At 46.0% G+C, this 17,616-nt stretch carries 19 protein-coding genes; 10 read left to right on the top strand and 9 right to left on the bottom strand.

From position 1 onward, the window contains the following. The first annotated feature begins 84 nt into the window (after positions 1-84). From lptF to arsN2, 3 genes are read left to right on the top strand one after another with little or no spacing between them, the layout of a single operon-like run. Positions 85-1,152, top strand: a complete 1,068-nt coding sequence (gene lptF / locus B5D50_RS08785; RefSeq protein WP_078922228.1) for an LPS export ABC transporter permease LptF — start codon at positions 85-87, stop codon at positions 1,150-1,152. Continuing rightward, positions 1,149-2,216: an LPS export ABC transporter permease LptG gene (gene lptG / locus B5D50_RS08790; protein WP_078922229.1), complete on the top strand. Its 1,068-nt coding sequence runs from the start codon at positions 1,149-1,151 to the stop codon at positions 2,214-2,216. Before lptF ends, lptG begins: the two co-directional genes overlap by 4 nt. A 17-nt stretch (positions 2,217-2,233) precedes the next feature. Further along, positions 2,234-2,671, top strand: coding sequence for an arsenic resistance N-acetyltransferase ArsN2 (arsN2, locus tag B5D50_RS08795; protein ID WP_078922230.1), 438 nt, complete (start codon positions 2,234-2,236; stop codon positions 2,669-2,671). Here arsN2 and B5D50_RS08800 read toward each other — a convergent pair. Next, the gene (locus B5D50_RS08800; protein ID WP_078922231.1) at positions 2,668-4,227 is read right to left on the bottom strand and encodes an AmpG family muropeptide MFS transporter; all 1,560 of its coding nucleotides are present in this window, start codon (positions 4,225-4,227) and stop codon (positions 2,668-2,670) included. The two genes, arsN2 and B5D50_RS08800, sit on opposite strands and share 4 nt — an antisense overlap. Before the next feature lie 175 nt (positions 4,228-4,402). Between B5D50_RS08800 and B5D50_RS08805 the strand changes: the two genes are divergently transcribed. The 5 genes from B5D50_RS08805 (at position 4,403) to B5D50_RS08825 (ending at position 8,598) form a co-directional block, all read left to right on the top strand. Further along, positions 4,403-5,191 (top strand): SDR family NAD(P)-dependent oxidoreductase, encoded by a 789-nt coding sequence (locus B5D50_RS08805; RefSeq protein ID WP_078922232.1) that lies wholly within the window; start codon positions 4,403-4,405, stop codon positions 5,189-5,191. Positions 5,192-5,193: 2 nt separating this feature from the next. Then, the gene (gene cmoA / locus B5D50_RS08810; protein ID WP_078922233.1) at positions 5,194-5,931 is read left to right on the top strand and encodes a carboxy-S-adenosyl-L-methionine synthase CmoA; all 738 of its coding nucleotides are present in this window, start codon (positions 5,194-5,196) and stop codon (positions 5,929-5,931) included. Next, on the top strand, positions 5,928-6,923 hold the full coding sequence (gene cmoB / locus B5D50_RS08815; RefSeq protein ID WP_078922234.1) for a tRNA 5-methoxyuridine(34)/uridine 5-oxyacetic acid(34) synthase CmoB: 996 nt from the start codon (positions 5,928-5,930) through the stop codon (positions 6,921-6,923). The genes cmoA and cmoB overlap by 4 nt, the downstream gene beginning before the upstream one ends. A 66-nt stretch (positions 6,924-6,989) precedes the next feature. Beyond that, entirely contained in the window at positions 6,990-7,685 is a 696-nt protein-coding gene (locus tag B5D50_RS08820; RefSeq protein ID WP_234975839.1) for a 2OG-Fe dioxygenase family protein, read from the top strand. A 202-nt stretch (positions 7,686-7,887) separates the two neighbouring features. Further along, positions 7,888-8,598: a DUF533 domain-containing protein gene (locus B5D50_RS08825; protein ID WP_078922236.1), complete on the top strand. Its 711-nt coding sequence runs from the start codon at positions 7,888-7,890 to the stop codon at positions 8,596-8,598. Between the two features lie 172 nt (positions 8,599-8,770). Here the strand turns inward: B5D50_RS08825 and B5D50_RS08830 are convergent, their stop codons facing one another. The 3 genes from B5D50_RS08830 to B5D50_RS08840 are packed head-to-tail and all read right to left on the bottom strand — an operon-like array spanning position 8,771 to position 10,385. Continuing rightward, positions 8,771-9,391, bottom strand: a complete 621-nt coding sequence (locus B5D50_RS08830; RefSeq protein WP_078922237.1) for a cytochrome b/b6 domain-containing protein — start codon at positions 9,389-9,391, stop codon at positions 8,771-8,773. Between the two features lie 9 nt (positions 9,392-9,400). Then, entirely contained in the window at positions 9,401-9,958 is a 558-nt protein-coding gene (locus B5D50_RS08835) for a diheme cytochrome c (protein WP_078922238.1), read from the bottom strand. A gap of 10 nt (positions 9,959-9,968) precedes the next feature. Further along, a complete protein-coding gene (locus tag B5D50_RS08840; RefSeq protein WP_078922239.1) occupies positions 9,969-10,385 on the bottom strand; it encodes a DUF1924 domain-containing protein in 417 nt (138 codons plus the stop codon). A 321-nt stretch (positions 10,386-10,706) separates the two neighbouring features. Between B5D50_RS08840 and B5D50_RS08845 the strand changes: the two genes are divergently transcribed. Further along, positions 10,707-11,249 (top strand): cytochrome b, encoded by a 543-nt coding sequence (locus B5D50_RS08845; protein WP_078922240.1) that lies wholly within the window; start codon positions 10,707-10,709, stop codon positions 11,247-11,249. Positions 11,250-11,339: 90 nt separating this feature from the next. Here the strand turns inward: B5D50_RS08845 and ccsB are convergent, their stop codons facing one another. The 5 genes from ccsB to B5D50_RS08870 form a co-directional block, all read right to left on the bottom strand. Beyond that, complete coding sequence (gene ccsB, locus B5D50_RS08850) at positions 11,340-12,524, bottom strand: c-type cytochrome biogenesis protein CcsB (RefSeq protein WP_078922241.1); 1,185 nt, start codon at positions 12,522-12,524, stop codon at positions 11,340-11,342. 238 nt (positions 12,525-12,762) lie between these two features. After that, positions 12,763-14,022, bottom strand: a complete 1,260-nt coding sequence (locus B5D50_RS08855) for an NAD(P)/FAD-dependent oxidoreductase (RefSeq protein WP_078922242.1) — start codon at positions 14,020-14,022, stop codon at positions 12,763-12,765. A 43-nt stretch (positions 14,023-14,065) separates the two neighbouring features. Then, positions 14,066-14,500: a c-type cytochrome gene (locus B5D50_RS08860; RefSeq protein ID WP_200807067.1), complete on the bottom strand. Its 435-nt coding sequence runs from the start codon at positions 14,498-14,500 to the stop codon at positions 14,066-14,068. Positions 14,501-14,583: 83 nt separating this feature from the next. Next, the gene (locus B5D50_RS08865) at positions 14,584-16,038 is read right to left on the bottom strand and encodes a DUF5666 domain-containing protein (RefSeq protein WP_078922243.1); all 1,455 of its coding nucleotides are present in this window, start codon (positions 16,036-16,038) and stop codon (positions 14,584-14,586) included. Beyond that, entirely contained in the window at positions 16,028-16,870 is an 843-nt protein-coding gene (locus B5D50_RS08870; RefSeq protein ID WP_078922244.1) for a DUF6502 family protein, read from the bottom strand. The genes B5D50_RS08865 and B5D50_RS08870 overlap by 11 nt, the downstream gene beginning before the upstream one ends. Before the next feature lie 74 nt (positions 16,871-16,944). Between B5D50_RS08870 and B5D50_RS08875 the strand changes: the two genes are divergently transcribed. Then, positions 16,945-17,448, top strand: coding sequence for a helix-turn-helix transcriptional regulator (locus B5D50_RS08875; protein WP_078922245.1), 504 nt, complete (start codon positions 16,945-16,947; stop codon positions 17,446-17,448). Positions 17,449-17,616: the final 168 nt, after the last annotated feature.

Consider the following 17,616-nt stretch of genomic DNA (forward strand, 5'->3'; position numbering starts at 1 on the left):
GGCCCAAGGTTTCTTAATAACTAGGGACGACTCACTAAGCATAATGCTGCTACAATCATAGCTCAATACCTAAAAAATGCTCAGATGATACTGAATCGCTATCTGTTCAAAGAAATTGCTCTTAATTTCACGGCAACCCTCTTGGTTCTATCGCTCATTATTGTGGGTAATACCTTTGTGCGCTTACTCGCGAGTGCTAGTAGTGGTGATCTACCTTTAGATCTCTTAGGCAATATGTTGCTGTTTGGGTCGTTAAAAAATTTATTACGTTTAATCCCGGTGGCCTTGCTCATTGGCATGATGCTGGCATTTAGTCGTTTGTATCGTGATTCAGAGATGGTGGCTCTAGGCGCTTCAGGTGTCGGGCCTAAAGAGTTTTATCGAGCCATTTTTAGTTTTGTATTGCCACTGACAGTATTGATGGCAGTCGCCGTCTTTATATTTTCGCCACAGTTAGAAGTACAAAACCAAGCCCTACGCAAAGAAATGTATCAACGCCCCGAAGCTGCCGGTATTCCGCCCGGTCAATTCGTGACAGCGGGTAATAAAACCAATAATTATACCGTCTTAGCGGAAGGTATTGATGATTCACGGACGGTCATGGAGCGTTTTTTTATTCGTGTACAAGACGGGGCGAATGAAATTTTAGTCTGGGCGCAATCGGCTATTTTGTTTGTGGATTCCGCCACCGGTGAACGCTTTTTGCAAATTCGCGATGGTTATCGCTATGAAAATGATGCTGAGCGTGGCGGTATGTCGATTATTCACTTTAAAGAGCATGGAGTGCGGATTCCTTTACGGTCGTTTACGCGCTCAATCAGTATTGAAAGCGTGTCGACTTTAGAGCTGTTAGCCGTTGCCTCCCCTGCTAATCAAGCTGAATTACAATGGCGCTTGTCGATTGTACTGTCTACTTTAGTTTTAGCCTTGCTGGCTTTTCCCCTAAGTTATACTGCGCCCCGGCAAGGGCGGTTTAGCAAAATAGCCGTCGCTATTCTCTTATATGGTTTATACGCAAATGTGCTCGCTATGCTCCGGGGGATGATGGAGCGCGGTGAGTTGCCCGCTTGGATTGGCATGTGGTGGGTGCATATTCTAATGGTGGTTTTGGCATTTTGGCTGTTGCGTAAATACTATGGAAAGCCCGCATGAAACTACTCGTAAGCTATCTTTGGAAAAATCTACTGTTAAGTATCTTAATGACTTGGTTGTCATTGAGCTTACTGTTTGCTTTATTTGATTTTTTAGCCGAATTAGGGGACACCAAAGTCGGTACTCGCTACGGCGTATTGCAAGCTTTGCTGTATGTAGTTTATAGCTTACCGCGAACTTTATATGAAAACTTTCCTTATGCAGCTTTGATTGGCAGTTTGATGGGTTTGGGTAATTTAGCGGCAAATAGTGAAATTACTGCGATGCGGGCGGCGGGCTTTTCAATTCGGCAAATTGTTCTGACCACTTTAAAGCTGGGTTTGGTATTAAGTTTATTAGCGTTTGCTTTGGGTGAGTGGGTTGTGCCGCGTGCAGAGGCCTATGCAGAAAACTTTAAAATTCGTAGTTTGCAACAAGAACTCTCTATTTCTGAAGAAGGGGTCTGGCTGAAAAATGGCAAGCAACTGATTCATATTGATAAAGTTTGGTCAGAGGCGAAAGTAGACGGTTTGGCTATTTATGAGGTGGATGAGCAAGTAGGCGGAATCAGTCGTATTCTTAAAGCAGCACATGCTGAGCGGCAGGGGGAGAGTTGGCAGTTGCAGCAAGTAGTTGATCAATATTTAAGTAAAAGTGGGGTGGAGCTGGCTCGACATGAGCAGTTGCTGTTGAAGGATATACTGCCGAGTAAAATTTTGAGTTTAGCAACGGTCACGCCCGAGCAACTCGCGGCACGGGAGTTGGCAGAGTTTATCCAACATCAACGCGATAATGCGCTCAATACCGACCGCTTTGAGTTGGAATATTGGAAGCATTTCACAACCCCCTTATCGACTCTCGTGATGCTAGTACTAGCTGCACCTTTGGTCTTCGGTTTTCAAAGGAATGCAGGGGCTGGGCAACGGATTTTTATTGGTATTTTGATTGGGATTAGTTATTTATTATTAGATCGGATCATTGGGCGTACTGGTTTAGTCTATGGTCTGCCCCCTTTGTTATCAGCGATACTACCGATGTTGCTCTTTTCTGCTTTAGGTTTATTGATGCTAGGACGAGTACGATAGGAATAGAGGTGACAACGATGCATATTGAGGCCTTGACTGCGAATTCTGAATTAGAAGGGCTAGTGGATTTATGCCAGTTGCCTAGCGATGATCTTTATAACCCGGCTTTACAGTTTTTTGGGATTAAACGGGCGGGTAAGTTGATTGCTGTCATTGGTTTAGAGTCTTATGAATCGGTGGCTTTGCTACGGTCTTTAGCGGTTTTACCTGATTACCGAGGACTCGGTTTGGCACGAAGATTAGTCAGTTTTATGGAGGTGCAAGCAGCTCAGCAAGGTGTGCAAGAGCTGTATTTATTAACCACCACGGCGAGTAATTTTTTTAGAGCCTTGGCGTATCAGCTTACTGAGCGCAGCCAAGCACCTGACTGCATTCAGCAAACGGCTCAATTGATTGGTCTTTGTCCGGCTTCAGCTTTATTGTTAAGGAAGCAGCTGCCCATCAGGACTGGCTAGGTCGGCTGAGTGAGTTTGCTTTGATCTAACTCTAAAAATTTAGTGGCGATCAACACTAAGCCAATCACCGGTAAACCAATTAGGGTAGTGAAAATAAAAAAGCTAGGATAACCAATGGCATCGACCATCGTCCCAGAGTAGCCCCCCAAAACTTTGGGAAATAAAGACATGAGTGAGCTAAAGATAGCGTATTGAACGGCGGTAAAAGAAACACTGGTCAGTGCAGATAGGAAGGCCACAAAGGCAGCACTGGCAAACCCAGCGGCTAAATTATCAGCGATAACGGCTAAATAGAAAACCGGAAGATTATGTCCACTCACGGCCAAGAGCACAAACACTAAATTGGTTAAAGCAGCTAAAATCGCCCCCCACAGCAAGCTTTTCATGACGCCAAATTGGGTCGCAAACAAGCCACCGAATACCCCTCCAAGTACACTAACGAGCACGCCCACGGTTTTGACTGCGGTAGCAATTTCTTGTTTGGAAAAATCTAAGTCCTGATAAAACACATTGGAAGCTGCACCGAGGACAATATCGCTAATTCGATAAAAGCCGATCAAGACTAATAAAAATGTGGCTGTTTTTACGCCATAGCGTTTGAAGAAATCAGCGATTGGGGCAATCCAAGTTTCAATTGCAATCGCTCGGTCGACTAATCCAGCACGTACTAGTAGATACCCGACTGCAAAAGCCACCGCGACGGCTAAGGCAAAACGGAGGGCTTCTAATAAAAAGCCTGTTAATACGCCACCATCTGTGCCTGCTTTCAAATGAGTAAAGAGCGCATCGGTGAGGAAAAAGGTCAAGACAAAGGCAGTAACTGTGCAAGCAAACACTAGTACTAAGCGCAAGTAGTCATGAGTCGTGTAATGCAGGCTGCTGGGTTTATGCTTAGGCTCAGGAATGACGAAGGTTGTGAGCACGCCCACCAACATGATGGCGGCCATAATAAAATAAGTCCAACGCCAAGCGGTGTAGACATAATGGCCTTTTTCTGAACCAAACTGAGCGGCTAAATATAAAGCGCCTGCCCCCGCTACAATCATGGCAACTCGATAGCCGACAATATAAGTCGAGGACATCAGGGCTTGTAGACGTGTCTCAGCCGACTCAATGCGATAAGCATCAATCACAATATCTTGGGTAGCAGAAGAAAACCCCAATAGCACCGCTGCAAATGCCATGAGCGTTAAATTATTTTTACTTAAAGCGGGGTCAATGCTGCCCATCGTGACAATCGCGAGCATGATCAGGGCTTGTGATAACAAGAGCCACGCTCGCCGCTTACCTAAACTGCGTGTGAGCAAGGGCAAGGGTAATTTATCAATTAAAGGTGCCCAGACAAATTTAAATGAATACCCCAAAGCAGCCCAACTAAAAAAGGTGACTGCTTTTCGTTCTACTCCAGCCTCGCCGAGCCACAAGGATAAGGATGAAAAAATTAATAAAATCGGAATGCCAGCTGAAAAACCTAAAAACAACATGGTTAGCACTCGCGCATCTAAAAAGTTGCGCAAGGTCTCACGCCAACTTGGTGTGGTAGTCGTTTCAGTCATGAATACAAATGCCTATTGATTGTGAGGAGGGCTAGTAAACGCCTAGCGCCTATTTGCTGTACGTGCATCATCAACGAAAGCATAAAACCTGTCACCTATTTTTGATCCTTTCCATGTCGGCAATGGATATTTCGCGTTATCATGCCGAACTTTTCTAGGTGTCAGGAGCTAATCCATGCAGAGTGATTTACTGAATTATGTACCCGCTGAGGGGATGCTGCGTGAGCGCGTGCTGTTAGTCACGGGGGCTGCAATGGGTATAGGGAAGGCAGTTGCTCTGCAATATGCGCGTTTTGGTGCCACAGTCATTTTAGTGGATAAGCAAGATCACATGTTGGAGGCCGTGTATGACGAGATCCTTGCAGCCGGTTATCCTAAGTCAGTGATTTGCCAATTGGATTTATTAACAGCCACGGCGGATGCTTATCATAGTTTAGCCTTGATGATTAAGCAGGAGCTTGGGCGTTTAGATGGTCTGTTGCTGAATGCAGCGTGGTTGGGGGCTTTTATGCCAGTGCGCCAGCATGATTTGGACTTGTGGACGAAGATGCTACAAATTAATTTGCAGGCTAATTTCTTATTAGTCCGTGCCTGTTTACCGCTCCTAGAAAAATCCCCCGATGCAGCGATTGTCTTCTCTACGGACACGACTGATCGTGCCTATTACGGTGGGTTTGGGGTAAGTAAGGCGGCGATGAATGCATTGTGTGACATTTTGGCACAGGAATATGATCATCAACCTTTTATTCGAGTGAATCGGATTCATACTGGCCCTGTGCGTACTAGTCTTCGGGTCTTGAATTTCCCTGGTGAGCATGTCGATAGCAATGTTGGCCCTGAGGCTGTGGTCGGGCCGTATTTGTATTTTATGGGGCCGGATGCAGGTCAGCGCACAGGTGAGGCTTTGCAGTTAGCCAAAATTCCCGCTGATTTTCATTGGGCTGGCGAGCAAGGCCAAGGTTAAGCATGGCAACTGAGTCTACACGCGATCAAATTTTTGCCCAAACGCAGCAAGTCGTCGATTTTGCGTTTACGGCGGCGGTTGCTGATGTATTTCCTGATATGGTGCGCCGCTCTGTACCGGGATATGAAACCGTGATTAGCCAGCTAGGGGTGTTAGCAAGGCATTATGCCCAAACGGATAGCACTATTTATGATCTAGGCTGTTCACTCGGTGCAGCTACGTTAGCGATGGCGACTCAAGTTAGGCAACCCGGTGTGCAATATATTTGCGTGGATAATTCTGAAGCGATGATTCAGCGCTGTGAGCAGCGTTTGCAGCGTCAATTGCCAGTTGCTAGCTTCCAAACCTTGGTGGAGGATATTTGCCAAGTTCCGATGCAGCGAGCTTCTATTGTTGTACTCAATTTTACCTTGCAATTTATTCAGCCTGCCGCTCGCCAAGCCTTAATTGAACGGATTTATCACGCTTTATTGCCGGGTGGGGTGTTGATTCTTTCTGAGAAAATTAAATTCGCTGAGGCGGATCAACAGGCTTTAATGACCGAGCTATATCTGGAGTTTAAACGTGCCAATGGTTATTCCGAGCTAGAAATCAGTCAGAAGCGTTCTGCTTTGGAAAATGTTCTGATTCCTGACACGTTGGCGGTTCACCACGAGCGGTTACAACGGGCGGGTTTCAGTCAAAGCTTGGTCTGGTTTCAGAATTTTGTATTTGCTTCGATGATCGCGGTGAAGGCATGAGTGCTTGGCTCGATGCCCGTTTTGAGGCTTTATATCAGGACTTAGCCCCCACTCGCTTGGCTGCTTGGTTAGCCAACTTGCCCCAGCAGGTGCAAACGAGTTTATACGCAATGCCCCACGGTAAACGCGAATTCTGGCTACAAACTTTGGAACAATTGCCGCCATTAACCGCCACTAGCTGCGATTTTAAGCAAGCAACGGTACGCATTGGCCAAGCAGCGGATGTGAGTGCAGCCCAAAGTGCAGCTTTACGCCAAGCCTTAGAGGTGTTTATTCCTTGGCGGAAAGGTCCGTTTGAGGTGTTTGGTATTCCGATTGATACTGAGTGGCGCTCTGATTGGAAGTGGGCGCGAGTCGCTCCACATTTGTCCCCTTTGCAAGGGCGTTTGGTGCTGGATGTCGGTTGTGGCAGTGGTTATCACTTGTGGCGGCTATTCGGTGCTGGGGCGCAGCAAGTTATTGGGATTGATCCGAGTTTATTTTTCCTCATGCAGTTTCAACTGATCAAACACTATACCCATCAGCCGCCTGTGCATTTCTTGCCTTTAAAAAGCGAGGATTTGCCCGATTTTCAAGGTAAGGGGTTTGATACGGTACTGTCAATGGGCGTGTTATATCATCGGCGCTCACCCTTAGAGCATTTGCAAGAGTTGAAAAATGTGCTGCGAGTAGGGGGCGAATTAGTGCTAGAAACTTTGGTTGTCGAAGGGAATGAGCGCACTATGCTGATGCCAGAAGATCGCTATGGCAAGATGCGAAATGTGTGGTTTATCCCTTCGGTTGCTCTGCTTGAGCTTTGGCTGCGGCGTTTAGGCTTTGAACAGATTCGGACAGTGGATTTGACTCCGACCACGACAGCTGAGCAGCGTGCAACTGAATGGATGCGTTTTGAATCTTTACAGGATTTCTTAGATCCGCAGGATCAGTCCCGCACGATTGAAGGTTATCCAGCACCGTTGCGGGCGGTGATAATTGCTACAGCTCCTAAGTGATCTGGGCAAGTAGGCAGAAGGCGAGTAGATTATTAATAGTCTTGATCAAAATAATATGGAAGGATTGTGAACGCACAGCTTAATCAACTTGGCTTTATGGCAGCGGTTGGTGACTCTCGGAATCGCTTACAGCATCAATTGTGTCAGCAGATGGCGCAGGCTTATCAGCGTTTTTGTCAAAGCTGGAATCAATTATTGCCAGATCCCTATTTGCGGGATGGTGGGCGTTATCGTTTGCGTCGCTATTCAGTGTTCCATTGGCAACAAGGTCGGTTGCAACAGTTGCCTCATGAGCCACATTATCAATCGAGCTATCATAATGCGGTACATGGTGGCTTTAATCGTCATTTTCGTGCTTGGCTACCGACAACTATCGCTAATCCGGTGTTTAAGCGTTTGATCGCATGGTCGGTTGAGCAATTTAGTGCTAATCCTAAGCAATTATGGCGGATTCAGGCTCATCAATTTCGGATTGTCGCTTCGGCCTTGGAAGAGGGTAGACCCACTCCAGAAGGTGTGCATAAAGATGGTGCAGATTATATTCTGATCATGTTATTGGCGCGGCATAATGTCCAAGGTGGGGTGAGTTATATTTATAACAATCAGATGCAAGCTCTGCAGCAATACACTTTAAACACGAGTACGGATCTATTGTTAGTGAATGATCACAAGGTCTATCATGGGGTAACGCCCATTTTACCAGAAGATAAAAATCAACCCGCGTGGCGTGATGTCTTGGTTCTTACTTTCCATCGACAATAAGTCTAGCCTGAGGTCGTGCGCTGAATGTGCATATTGGATGTGCATATTGAATGTGCATCAAGAAGCTGATCAACAAGTTGTGCTTAAGAGTAGGCTAGTTTAATGGGCTTAATAGCAATTGAGGTAAATTGAGCTAAGCTCTATTTAGACGCATGCTTACACCGTTCGAGTCAAATCCCTTTAAAACCTGCTGGAGGAAAGAATGAGCTTAGTAAAAACATTAGGTCGAGTCGCTTTTGGTTTGATTGTTGCGCAAGCTTCAAAAAAGCTATTAGGCGGGCGAGGTGGCGCTTTAGGTGGTTTGCTCGGTGCGGTATTAGGTGGCGGTGCTACCCGCAATACAGCGATTGCGGGTGGCATCGGCGCACTGTTAACGAGTTTGCTATCCAGTAAACCGGCTCAAGCCAGTAGTGGCTCTGGAAATGGCAGCGGCGGAAATATCTTAACTAATCTATTTAATATGCTAGGTGATAGTCCACAAACTAAAAATGCTTCGGCTAAAGATGTGGGTTCTTTCTTTCAAGCGGCATTAAAAGATGAGCCGATGCAAACCACGCCTGAAGATGAAAAGAATGCCGGGATTTTATTGCGTGCCATGATCAACTCAGTGAAAGCCGATGGAGTGATTGATGACCAAGAGCAAGCCAAGATTAAAGAGTATTTAAAAGATGTGTCACCCGCTGATCTTGAGTTTGTGACCACAGAACTTAGAAAGCCTTTAGACTTACAGGGCTTGATTAAGAGTGTGCCTCAAGGTATGGAAAAGCAAGTATATCTGATGTCTTTGCTAGCAATGACCTTGGACGACCCCCGCGAAGTGAAATATATGCAAAATTTAGCGGCTGGATTAGGACTCTCTAGCGCTGAGCTGAATGCTATTCATGATCAACTACAGATTAAACATCTGGCCTAAGCTTGTTTAATCCTTAAGGCAAGTCGAACTGGATTTGCCTTTTTAAACGCCACTTTTAAAGCAGACTTTATGAAACACTCGAGTCGATCCTAGATTGTGGGTAGGAAGGTAGTAGAAATATGTTCTTATGATGATCGGGCAGTTTGGTATTACGCGAAGTTGCGTCCCACCTTTAACTTAAATACATCACTAAAAAGACCAATATGCCTATTAGGATCAGCACACCTAGCCAGAGGAAACGGCCTTGGATGGCAGCACTCGCTTGACCTTGCTTATAGCCGGTGATCATCGCTCGTGCTAAGTTTTCATGGTGCAGCCAACTGCTGACGAGTACACCTGCAATATGGACAAAGACAACCAGCAACATGAAGTTAGCAACCCATTCGTGCGTCTCTTCGTAGAGCTCTTCCCAGTCTTCTGCGCCCAGCTCCCACTCTAAAGCGATACCCGTCAAGCTGATCAGTAAGCCTAAACCCAAGAGTAAAAAGATAGCGATAGCCCCCGCTGGATTATGCCCCAAAAAGTGTTGGGCTTGGTTTTGGCTTAGTGATTTGAGATAACTCAGTACGGCAATCGGTGCAAAGCTAAATGAGCTAAAACGCGCATAACGGGTACCAATCACTCCCCAGATGAGGCGGAATAAGATCAGCGCTCCGAATACATAACCGAGGGCTAAGTGAAGATCCCGATAGCGTTCAGATTCAGCTGTTAAATAAGCACCTGCAAAGCTGAGTGCGAATGACCAATGAAACACTCGAGTCGGCCAATCCCAAACTAAAATACGTTCTGACATCTCAACTCCTTAGCGCGGAATTTGCACGCTATCTTCATCAAAATTGCCTTGTTCTGCTTGCGTGTGGCAGGCAGCGCAATTAGCAGCGGTTTTGATCTTGGGGTTTTTCCAAGTGATCGCAGCAATTTCATCATGCTCATGCTTAAACCATGCTGTTTCGGTAATCCGTAAATTCGGCTCAGCAAGCGGCCTTTTCGGCTCGCGGGCTGCATTGGCGGTTAGGAAGGGCAAAATTTCTTTGATGGTCGCTTCATCAAGGCTTGCATCAGTGCCAAAGTGTTGATCCAAGCCATCCATCATGGCTTGCCATGAAGAAGCGGGTAAGAGGCCGGGGGGATAAGCCAGATGGCAAGCACTGCATTCTGCTTTCCAAGTTGCATTGCTAGCACGTAAACCTTGCATCTTGCCTTCATGGTGCTCATTTGGGCGTCGAACTTCTAAATACTTGCCCTGCCGCTGGCCTTGATAGGCTGACTTGTCCTCATCTGCATCGGCTAACCCTTGCACAGTAAGGATTAACAATAAGCTGGCTGCCACAGCCGCTAAACCTTTGATCCCAGTTTTCATCGCCAGCTCCTTATTGGATAGCCATTAAAAAAGTCAAAATATCGCCTTTTTCTAAAGCAGTGCATTCGCGGCTAAGGACATCTTTGCAATTGCGCTTAAACCACTTTTCCACTTTGCGCGGGTTAGTAAAACGCTTTGGATTGGCGGCGGGGGCAAGTGGGTCAATCGCTTTATCTGTAGAAGCATGCTTGCCGACCGTAGCTGGATTGCTGGTATGACATGAAGCACAACTCCAATCATTACCGTGGGTGGTTTTAAAAAACTGCTCGCCACGACGTGCAGAAAAGCCTTGGAATTTAGTATCGGCGGCTTTAGCGGCGGCTTGATAACTGCTTAAAAAGTCTTGTGGAGTTTCGGCTTGTACCCAACCTGCACTGAGTAGCAGCGTACAGGCTAAAGCCTGAGTGAGGGTTTTGAGTTTAAACATGCTTTCCTTCCTATTAATGATTAAATGAGTTGATTGTGAAGAGCGATTCTTAAGAGAATCTGAAATCAACCGATATGAGTGGATATGAACTTGGTTTTTTAAACTTATAGATCAAGATACCAACACCTTTGAGGAGAAAGCTAGGCTCATAAGCCGTGAGAGAGACAATCGTTAGCTAAGGATAGGCCAAACCACTTATGACTTATAATGTTTAGCCTACATAGCCTAGTGGGGAATTGTGAGGTTTGTCGCTTGGTGTGGATAGCGGGATATTGCAAGCTAAGCAAATCCAATCACTGTATTTTAACGAGGAGTTTCTGCATGTCTCATTCACTAAACCGTTATGGACTATTTCCGATCGCTTTCCACTGGCTGACTTTATTACTACTGATAGCGGTGTATGCCTGTATTGAGCTGCGCGAGTTTTTTCCAAAAGGAAGTGACCCAAGAAATGCACTGAAAAGTTGGCATTTCATGCTGGGTTTAACGGTCTTTGGTCTGACTCTATTACGGATAGTAGCGCGTTGGTTCAATCCTTCACCGGCTAAAGATAGCCGTATCACTGCTTGGCAACGGTATGCCTCTAGTGTGATGCATTTTATGCTGTATGCTTTATTACTAGTCATGCCCTTGTTGGGATGGGCGATCTTGAGTGCGGAAGGCAAAGCGATCATTTGGTTTGGTTTAGAGTTACCAGCCTTGATAGCGCCTAATAAAGAGTGGGCCGAACAACTTGAAGAGCTGCATGTTACGGCCGGAACAGTGGGGTATTTTTTGATTGGTCTGCATGCTTTGGCCGCATTATTCCACCACTATGTTCAACGAGATACGACTTTAGTGCGTATGTTGCCTGCTCGTGATTAAAACATAGTTGCTTATTCTATTTGCGGTAGGGGTTTTAGCCTGCTACCGCATAGTTTTAAGGTACTCAAGCCTAAACTTAAGGTAGTGCTACTAAAGTTGCCCATACGAGTGTAGACCCGACAAAAACATATTCACCCCTAAAAACGCGAATAAGGTGATCAACAAACCAAGAATCGCCCACCACGCCATCGCGGTACCACGCCAGCCTTTAGAGAAGCGAAAGTGCAACCAAGCCGCATAATTCAACCAGACAATCAGCGCCCAAGTCTCTTTCGGGTCCCACGACCAATAACCACCCCAAGCTTCGGCTGCCCACATCGCACCCAAAATGGTGGCAACTGTGAAGAAGGCAAAGCCTAAAGCAATCGCTTTGTAACTCAGGTCATCCATCATATCTAAGGAAGGCAAAGCGCTTGCTAACAGCCCATTCGGTTTGTGTTGTTCAGCGTTCTGCTTAAGTAGATAGGCAATACCAACCATAGCCGCAAGAGCAAATGAGCCGTAACCGATAAAATTAGCGGGTACATGTATTTTCATCCAATAACTTTGTAGGGCTGGCACGAGCGGCAGAATTTTATTAGCGCCGCGCTCAAAGCTATACCAAAGGAGGAAACCAACCGCAGCACTAATCACTAACAATACAAAACCACCTAGGCTACGTTGTTGGTACTGCTGTTCATAATATAAATACAGTAAACCCGTCAAAATACAAAACAGAATAAAGACTTCGTATAAGTTGCTAACTGGAATATGTCCAAAGCTTGGGTCAATTAAATAAGACTCATACCAACGCAATATCAAGCCAGTTAAACCCATCACCACTGCGCTCCAAGTTAAATAAGTGGCTGTTTTTAAAATAACTTCATGAGAGGTAAATAAGCCAAGGAAATAAGTAAAAGTCGCCATTACGAATAGCGTACTCATCCACATAATCGCAGACTGGCTAGAAAGTAAATATTTTAAGAAAAAGTTAGTATCAGCTTGAGTTCGGCTGCTGTCATAGAGAAATAAGGCTAATAAGCTTAAAGCCAGTACGATTAAAGTATAAAGGCGGAATGACTTCCAAAACCAGCCCAGTGCAATTAACGCGGGTGTGGCAATTGCTAAAATAGCAAGCTCAAAGCCATCCATGTATGCGCCATATAGCCAATAAACTAAGACGACACCACTGCTAATAATAAGGCTCCATAGCCAGTCGAAAGTATTGAGACTTTGCCAAGGCATTGGATGATGAAGAAAACTAAGATCGGTGGTTGACTTGTTGTAAGTACTCATGCTTAAAACTCCACTATAGTCCTGAAGATCAGGTACTTGCTAGCAAGCGCTTTTAAGTGAATTTAGGGATTATGGCAATTAGGCAAATAGCGTATTCGCTAGGCCTTGAATGAAACGTGGTCTATTAGATAAAAGCTGATTGGAGGTTTGTCGGATGCTATTAAGCTAGCTGCCTTCACCCAAAAAAACAGCAGCAGTTAAACTGCTGCCGAACGATAGGTGGATCAGGAACTTATTGTTAGGCGAAGGTATCGCTAAATAGACTATTGGCCCACTCAAACATTTTGCGGTAGTTCGATGAGCTTGCACCACTCGAAGCACCAAAAGAAGCTGGGATTAGCTGCATACTTTGGCTGGCAGGATCATAAGCAAAGGCTGCTGTTAACCAAGAGGCCGTATCTGCACTAATCGGGCTATAACAGGCTGAGTTGGTGACGGGTGATTGGAAAGGTTGAGCACCCGATAACAAACGCAACACGGCATCCGCACAGACTTTCGCTTCCGCATTGGCGATATGACCTGCTTTCGGTTGGCCAGTTCCTTGTGAGTCACCAATAATATGGATGCCTTGTGCCGCCGTGGATTCATAGCTCAACGGATTGACATTCGCCCAATCGCCCGTACTGCTATTGGCCAAGCCGTTCTTCCTGACAATACCACCTGCTTGATGCGGCGGAATCACATTCAAGACACTGGCTTGATAATCACCAAAACTCGTGATCGCTACCTTTTTATTAGAATCGACCGCTTGCAGAATAGTATTCGGCACATATTGCACGATACCCGCATAGGTGTTGGTGAAGGCATGGTTGAAGGTATCTTTTTCTACCGTAATATCTGGATTACCATCTAAAACAATCACTTTAGAGCCGGGCTGATTCCGCTTTAAATAATCCGCAACCACACACGCTCGTTCATACGGCCCTGGTGGGCAGCGATATGGTGCTTTGGGGATACTCATGACAAAGCTTCCACCCGTAGGCATGGCTTGTAATTGTTGGCGTAGCTGCTGAACTTGATTACCTGATTTCCAAGCATGCAAGACTTTATTGCTATTCAGACCGGGGATTGCTTTAAATTGCACACCGGGAGCGAGAATTAAGCGCTCATAGCCTAGGGTTTGGCCATTGGCGAGCTTGACGGTACGGCTAGCACTATTGAGTGCAATGGCAGTACTACGTACCACTTGAACGCCGTATTTTTGCGCCAGCGTGTCGTATTTGAAGCCAAGCTGAGCAACTTGGCGCTGACCATTCAAGACCAAATTACTTAAAATCGGTGAATAATAGATGGCATTCGGTTCAATCAAGATGACATCGACCGTATTATTTGACCATAGGCGTAGGTATTTAGCGGCAGTCGCTCCTGCGAAACCTCCACCAATCACAATAACACGCGGGCGAATGACGGCAGCCTGAGCAAAGCTGATTGGTAAAGCCGCTGCACCTAAGCCTAGGCTGAGGTTTTTTAAAAACTGACGGCGAGATAAATCGTTCATAATCATGATCTCTTGAAAAGCGGTTTAATGGGAATGACTAGGCTTAATCGTTGGCGTCGTTATCATCGTTATGATGGTTGTCGTCATCATCGTCATTATCATTATTCCCACCGCCACTGATGCTGGCGAAATAGGCTGCAATCAATTGAATCTGTGCATCGGTATAGGCTTTGGCTTGGTAATGCATCAGATCGACTTTATTTTTAGCTTTCATTTCACGCATTTCGCTGACGAGTTCATTTTGGCTTTCACCTGCGAGGCTGTCGATACCTGTGGTGGACTTGCCATCGGTGCCGTGGCATTGAAAACACTGTGAAGCCAACAGACGTGCTCCGTCTGGAATCAGCACACCGGCTGCACTGATGTTTGTATTAGTTAAGCGCCCCCCCGTATAATCGGTGGCATTTGCGCTAGAGCTTAGGCTTGAGCTAGCGAGCAAGGCTAAAGCGCCCAGCCAAGATAGATACTTGCGTTTCATTAAACACTCCTTTTTAACAGGCTTGCCCCAAAGGGCAGGTTGGTAGCCCAGCAGTACCAGTGCTGGGCTTTTTACAGGCTGCTTTAGTCGTCTTCGGTTTCGAGTTCTAAAGTGTCTGCTTGTAAACTGGTATTGGTTAGGCGGGTGCCTTCGGCTTTCACAATGCTTTGGCCTTCCATTAAGGCAGCAAAAAACTCAGCCTGACCCACTTCACTTGAATTAATCTCAAACTCAGTATCCTGATCACTGGTGATGGTGATACCTAAAATGGCTAGACTGCCTTGAGTGCGATTAATCTGCTGAGCAACGCCTTTGACCTCAATGTCTGGGGAGCTAAGATCCTCAAGATCGCGCTCAATCCGCAAGGCCAGTAAACGGCCATCGTTGAGCTGGCGGGCTTTAATTTCCAAATGATCATGCAAGTGCAAATCGGTCAAGCGCAGGCTAGTTTCATGGTCTTCCGTTTTCTGCAGAATGATGGTGGAAGCATCGACTAATAGGGTGTTGCCAAGTACTTTGAAGGTTGATGTGCTGTCATTGATTTCAGTCATTTTACCTTCCAGTTCACGAGTCTGGGTTGTGCTGGCTTGGCGCACTGAAATTTCTTCAGCAACTAATTCACCTTGTGGATTAATCTGTCCCTCGGCTTCGACTAAGGCATTTAACTTAAGCTCAGCAGGTGTACTGTTTTCAAATTCTGTATTCGCCGTCGTCACGACTAATTGACCATTAATTGCAAAGCGGCTAGTGCTGATAAAAGCGGTGACTAAACCGGCTATTTCGGCTTGTTCACCGGCATTGAATTGTACAAATTCTGTAGCTGTCACTAAGCTTTCAGCCTTTAACACTGTGCCTTGTAGGGCTTGCTGGCTTTTCACTTGTATATAGCTGTTCACCGCAGGCAGTGAACTCAGTGAGGCTTGGCTGTAGTCAATGCTGAGGTCATTTAGGGTTAAAGTTTGTGCAGCAGGATTGAGGGCGGTCACTCGGCCTGCAATTAGTTGGCTAGACTTACCTGCAATAAAGCTAGTTTGCTGGCGAGTCAGGCTATTGGCACGAATCACACCTTGAGCATCACGTGCACCAGAGATTTGCACGATATTGCCTACGGCTAACTCACTGAGAGTCTTGATCCCATGCAGCAGAGTTAAGCTATCGGTGCGCACTAATTGATTAAGCACATAGAGGCTTTTGCCATCGTTACCCAGTGCGGTCATTTGGCCTTGAAGAAGGCTGCCGTAGTCAACTTGAGTCGCTTGACCTGTGATTCCATCAGGATTGATACTGCCTTGAATCTTAATGATTTCGCCGACCCGATAATAGCTTTGATCAGGTACAGCCACACCATCCCGAGTGAAGCGAGCTTGGCTGACATCGTAGCGCACCCCATTTTGGATAATGCTACCAAACCCAGTAATGGGGCCGACTGAAATACCTGTCCCACCAATACCGCCTTCGGCTAATTGGGTTTCTACACAAGCCGTGATCCATAAACTGCTGCTCAGCACGAGCAGGGGCATGAGGCGCTTAAACTTCATCTTGATGATCCTGTTGAGACGTGGCAGTCTGTGCCTGCACGGCTTCTTCGAAATAATAAATGCCAACACCCGCCCGCATCCGTCCAGTTCCACCGGCGGTAGGGTTATGGTCACGATCATGTTGAGCCAACCAAGTATTGAATTTAACCAGCAAGGCCATCGCATCTTCGTTTACTCGCTGTTTAAACTCGGGTAGCACTTCAAGGGGTAAGTTGTCATAACTGACTTTGCGTTGAAAATGGCGGTCATTGGTGGCACATAGCAGATTGTGATGAATGGTATTAATCAGTAGGGCTACATCCGTCGCCAAAATTGAGAGTTGCTCGGTTTCACTGCCTTGGGGAATATACGCATTCGTCACTAAACTCACCGTTTCATCATCGGCTTGGCTAACTACCCCCGTTTGCAACAGCTCGCGCAACATGGCGCGACTGGGCATATCGCCACTGTAACGCCCGACTAAAGCCTCAAAGCTAGGGCAAGAACCTTGCAAAGGTAAGACCCTAGGTTGACCTGTAGGGGTATTAAAATCTGGGTCATTCAACCACCCACCTAGCACGCGCACGCTACGGTTGTAACGCGCCAGATTGACTAATTGCTCTGCCTCATGTCGGCGTAATTGCGCGACTTCTTTGCGGGTTAGGCCGGTACTAATCGCAATCCGTGAGCTGGTCGCCTTTTCATTGGCTTGCATTAAAGCCGCCTCCGCTGTTTCTACATAAACTTTGCGTGCCAACAAACTGAACTCGCCAAAAGCTAAACCTTTACGATGCAGAATGCGTATCAGTGGACGCAGGATATGCAGAACAATTTGATGCAGGGTGGTATTCATTTGTGGGAATTTATTCCCAAATTAACTATAATGCAATTAGATAAATGTCTCATAACAGGGATGGATGCAGCAGCATGTGGCGATTTCGCAGTCAGGAAGTATTTTTTGTGGTGCTGTTAATTATCATCACACTTTTAACCACGAGTGACTTAATCAGTGATTACCTTGAAGGCACGGAAGCTTGGCACTTAAGCATTGAAGCCTTAGTGGTATTGATGTCAGTGGGAGGGATTGCTTATCTACTGCAAGCTTTTATTAAGCGCCAACGTGAATTGGATGCAATTAAAGCTCAATTAGCTCAGACGAAGGATGATCTTTCAGAAGCACGCCAGCAGATTAGTGCTGCAGGGCAAGCGTATTCGCAAGTCATTCAAAAGCAATTTGAGACTTGGCAACTCACTCCAAGTGAAAAAGAAGTCGCCTCCTTATTACTGAAGGGATTGAGCTTTGATGAGATTGCTAATGTCCGCAATACCAAAGAAAAAACAGTCCGTCAGCAAGCAACCGCTATTTATCGGAAATCGGGTTTAAGTAGTCGCCATGAATTTGCAGCGTGGTTTTTTGAAGATTTCTTGTAAGGTTTAAATGCTTGAGTAGGTCAACACGAGAGCTATCCTGAGCGCTCTGTACTGTTTTTGATTTTGATCAATTATCACCCAATAAATCTATAACTCCGCACTATACTCCTATCAGTTAAAACAAAAATAACCGCTCTTTATTCAGGATATTTTACACGAGAAGGATCT

Source organism: Thiothrix eikelboomii (genome assembly GCF_900167255.1).
In the GTDB taxonomy this organism is placed as follows: Bacteria; Pseudomonadota; Gammaproteobacteria; order Thiotrichales; family Thiotrichaceae; genus Thiolinea; species Thiolinea eikelboomii.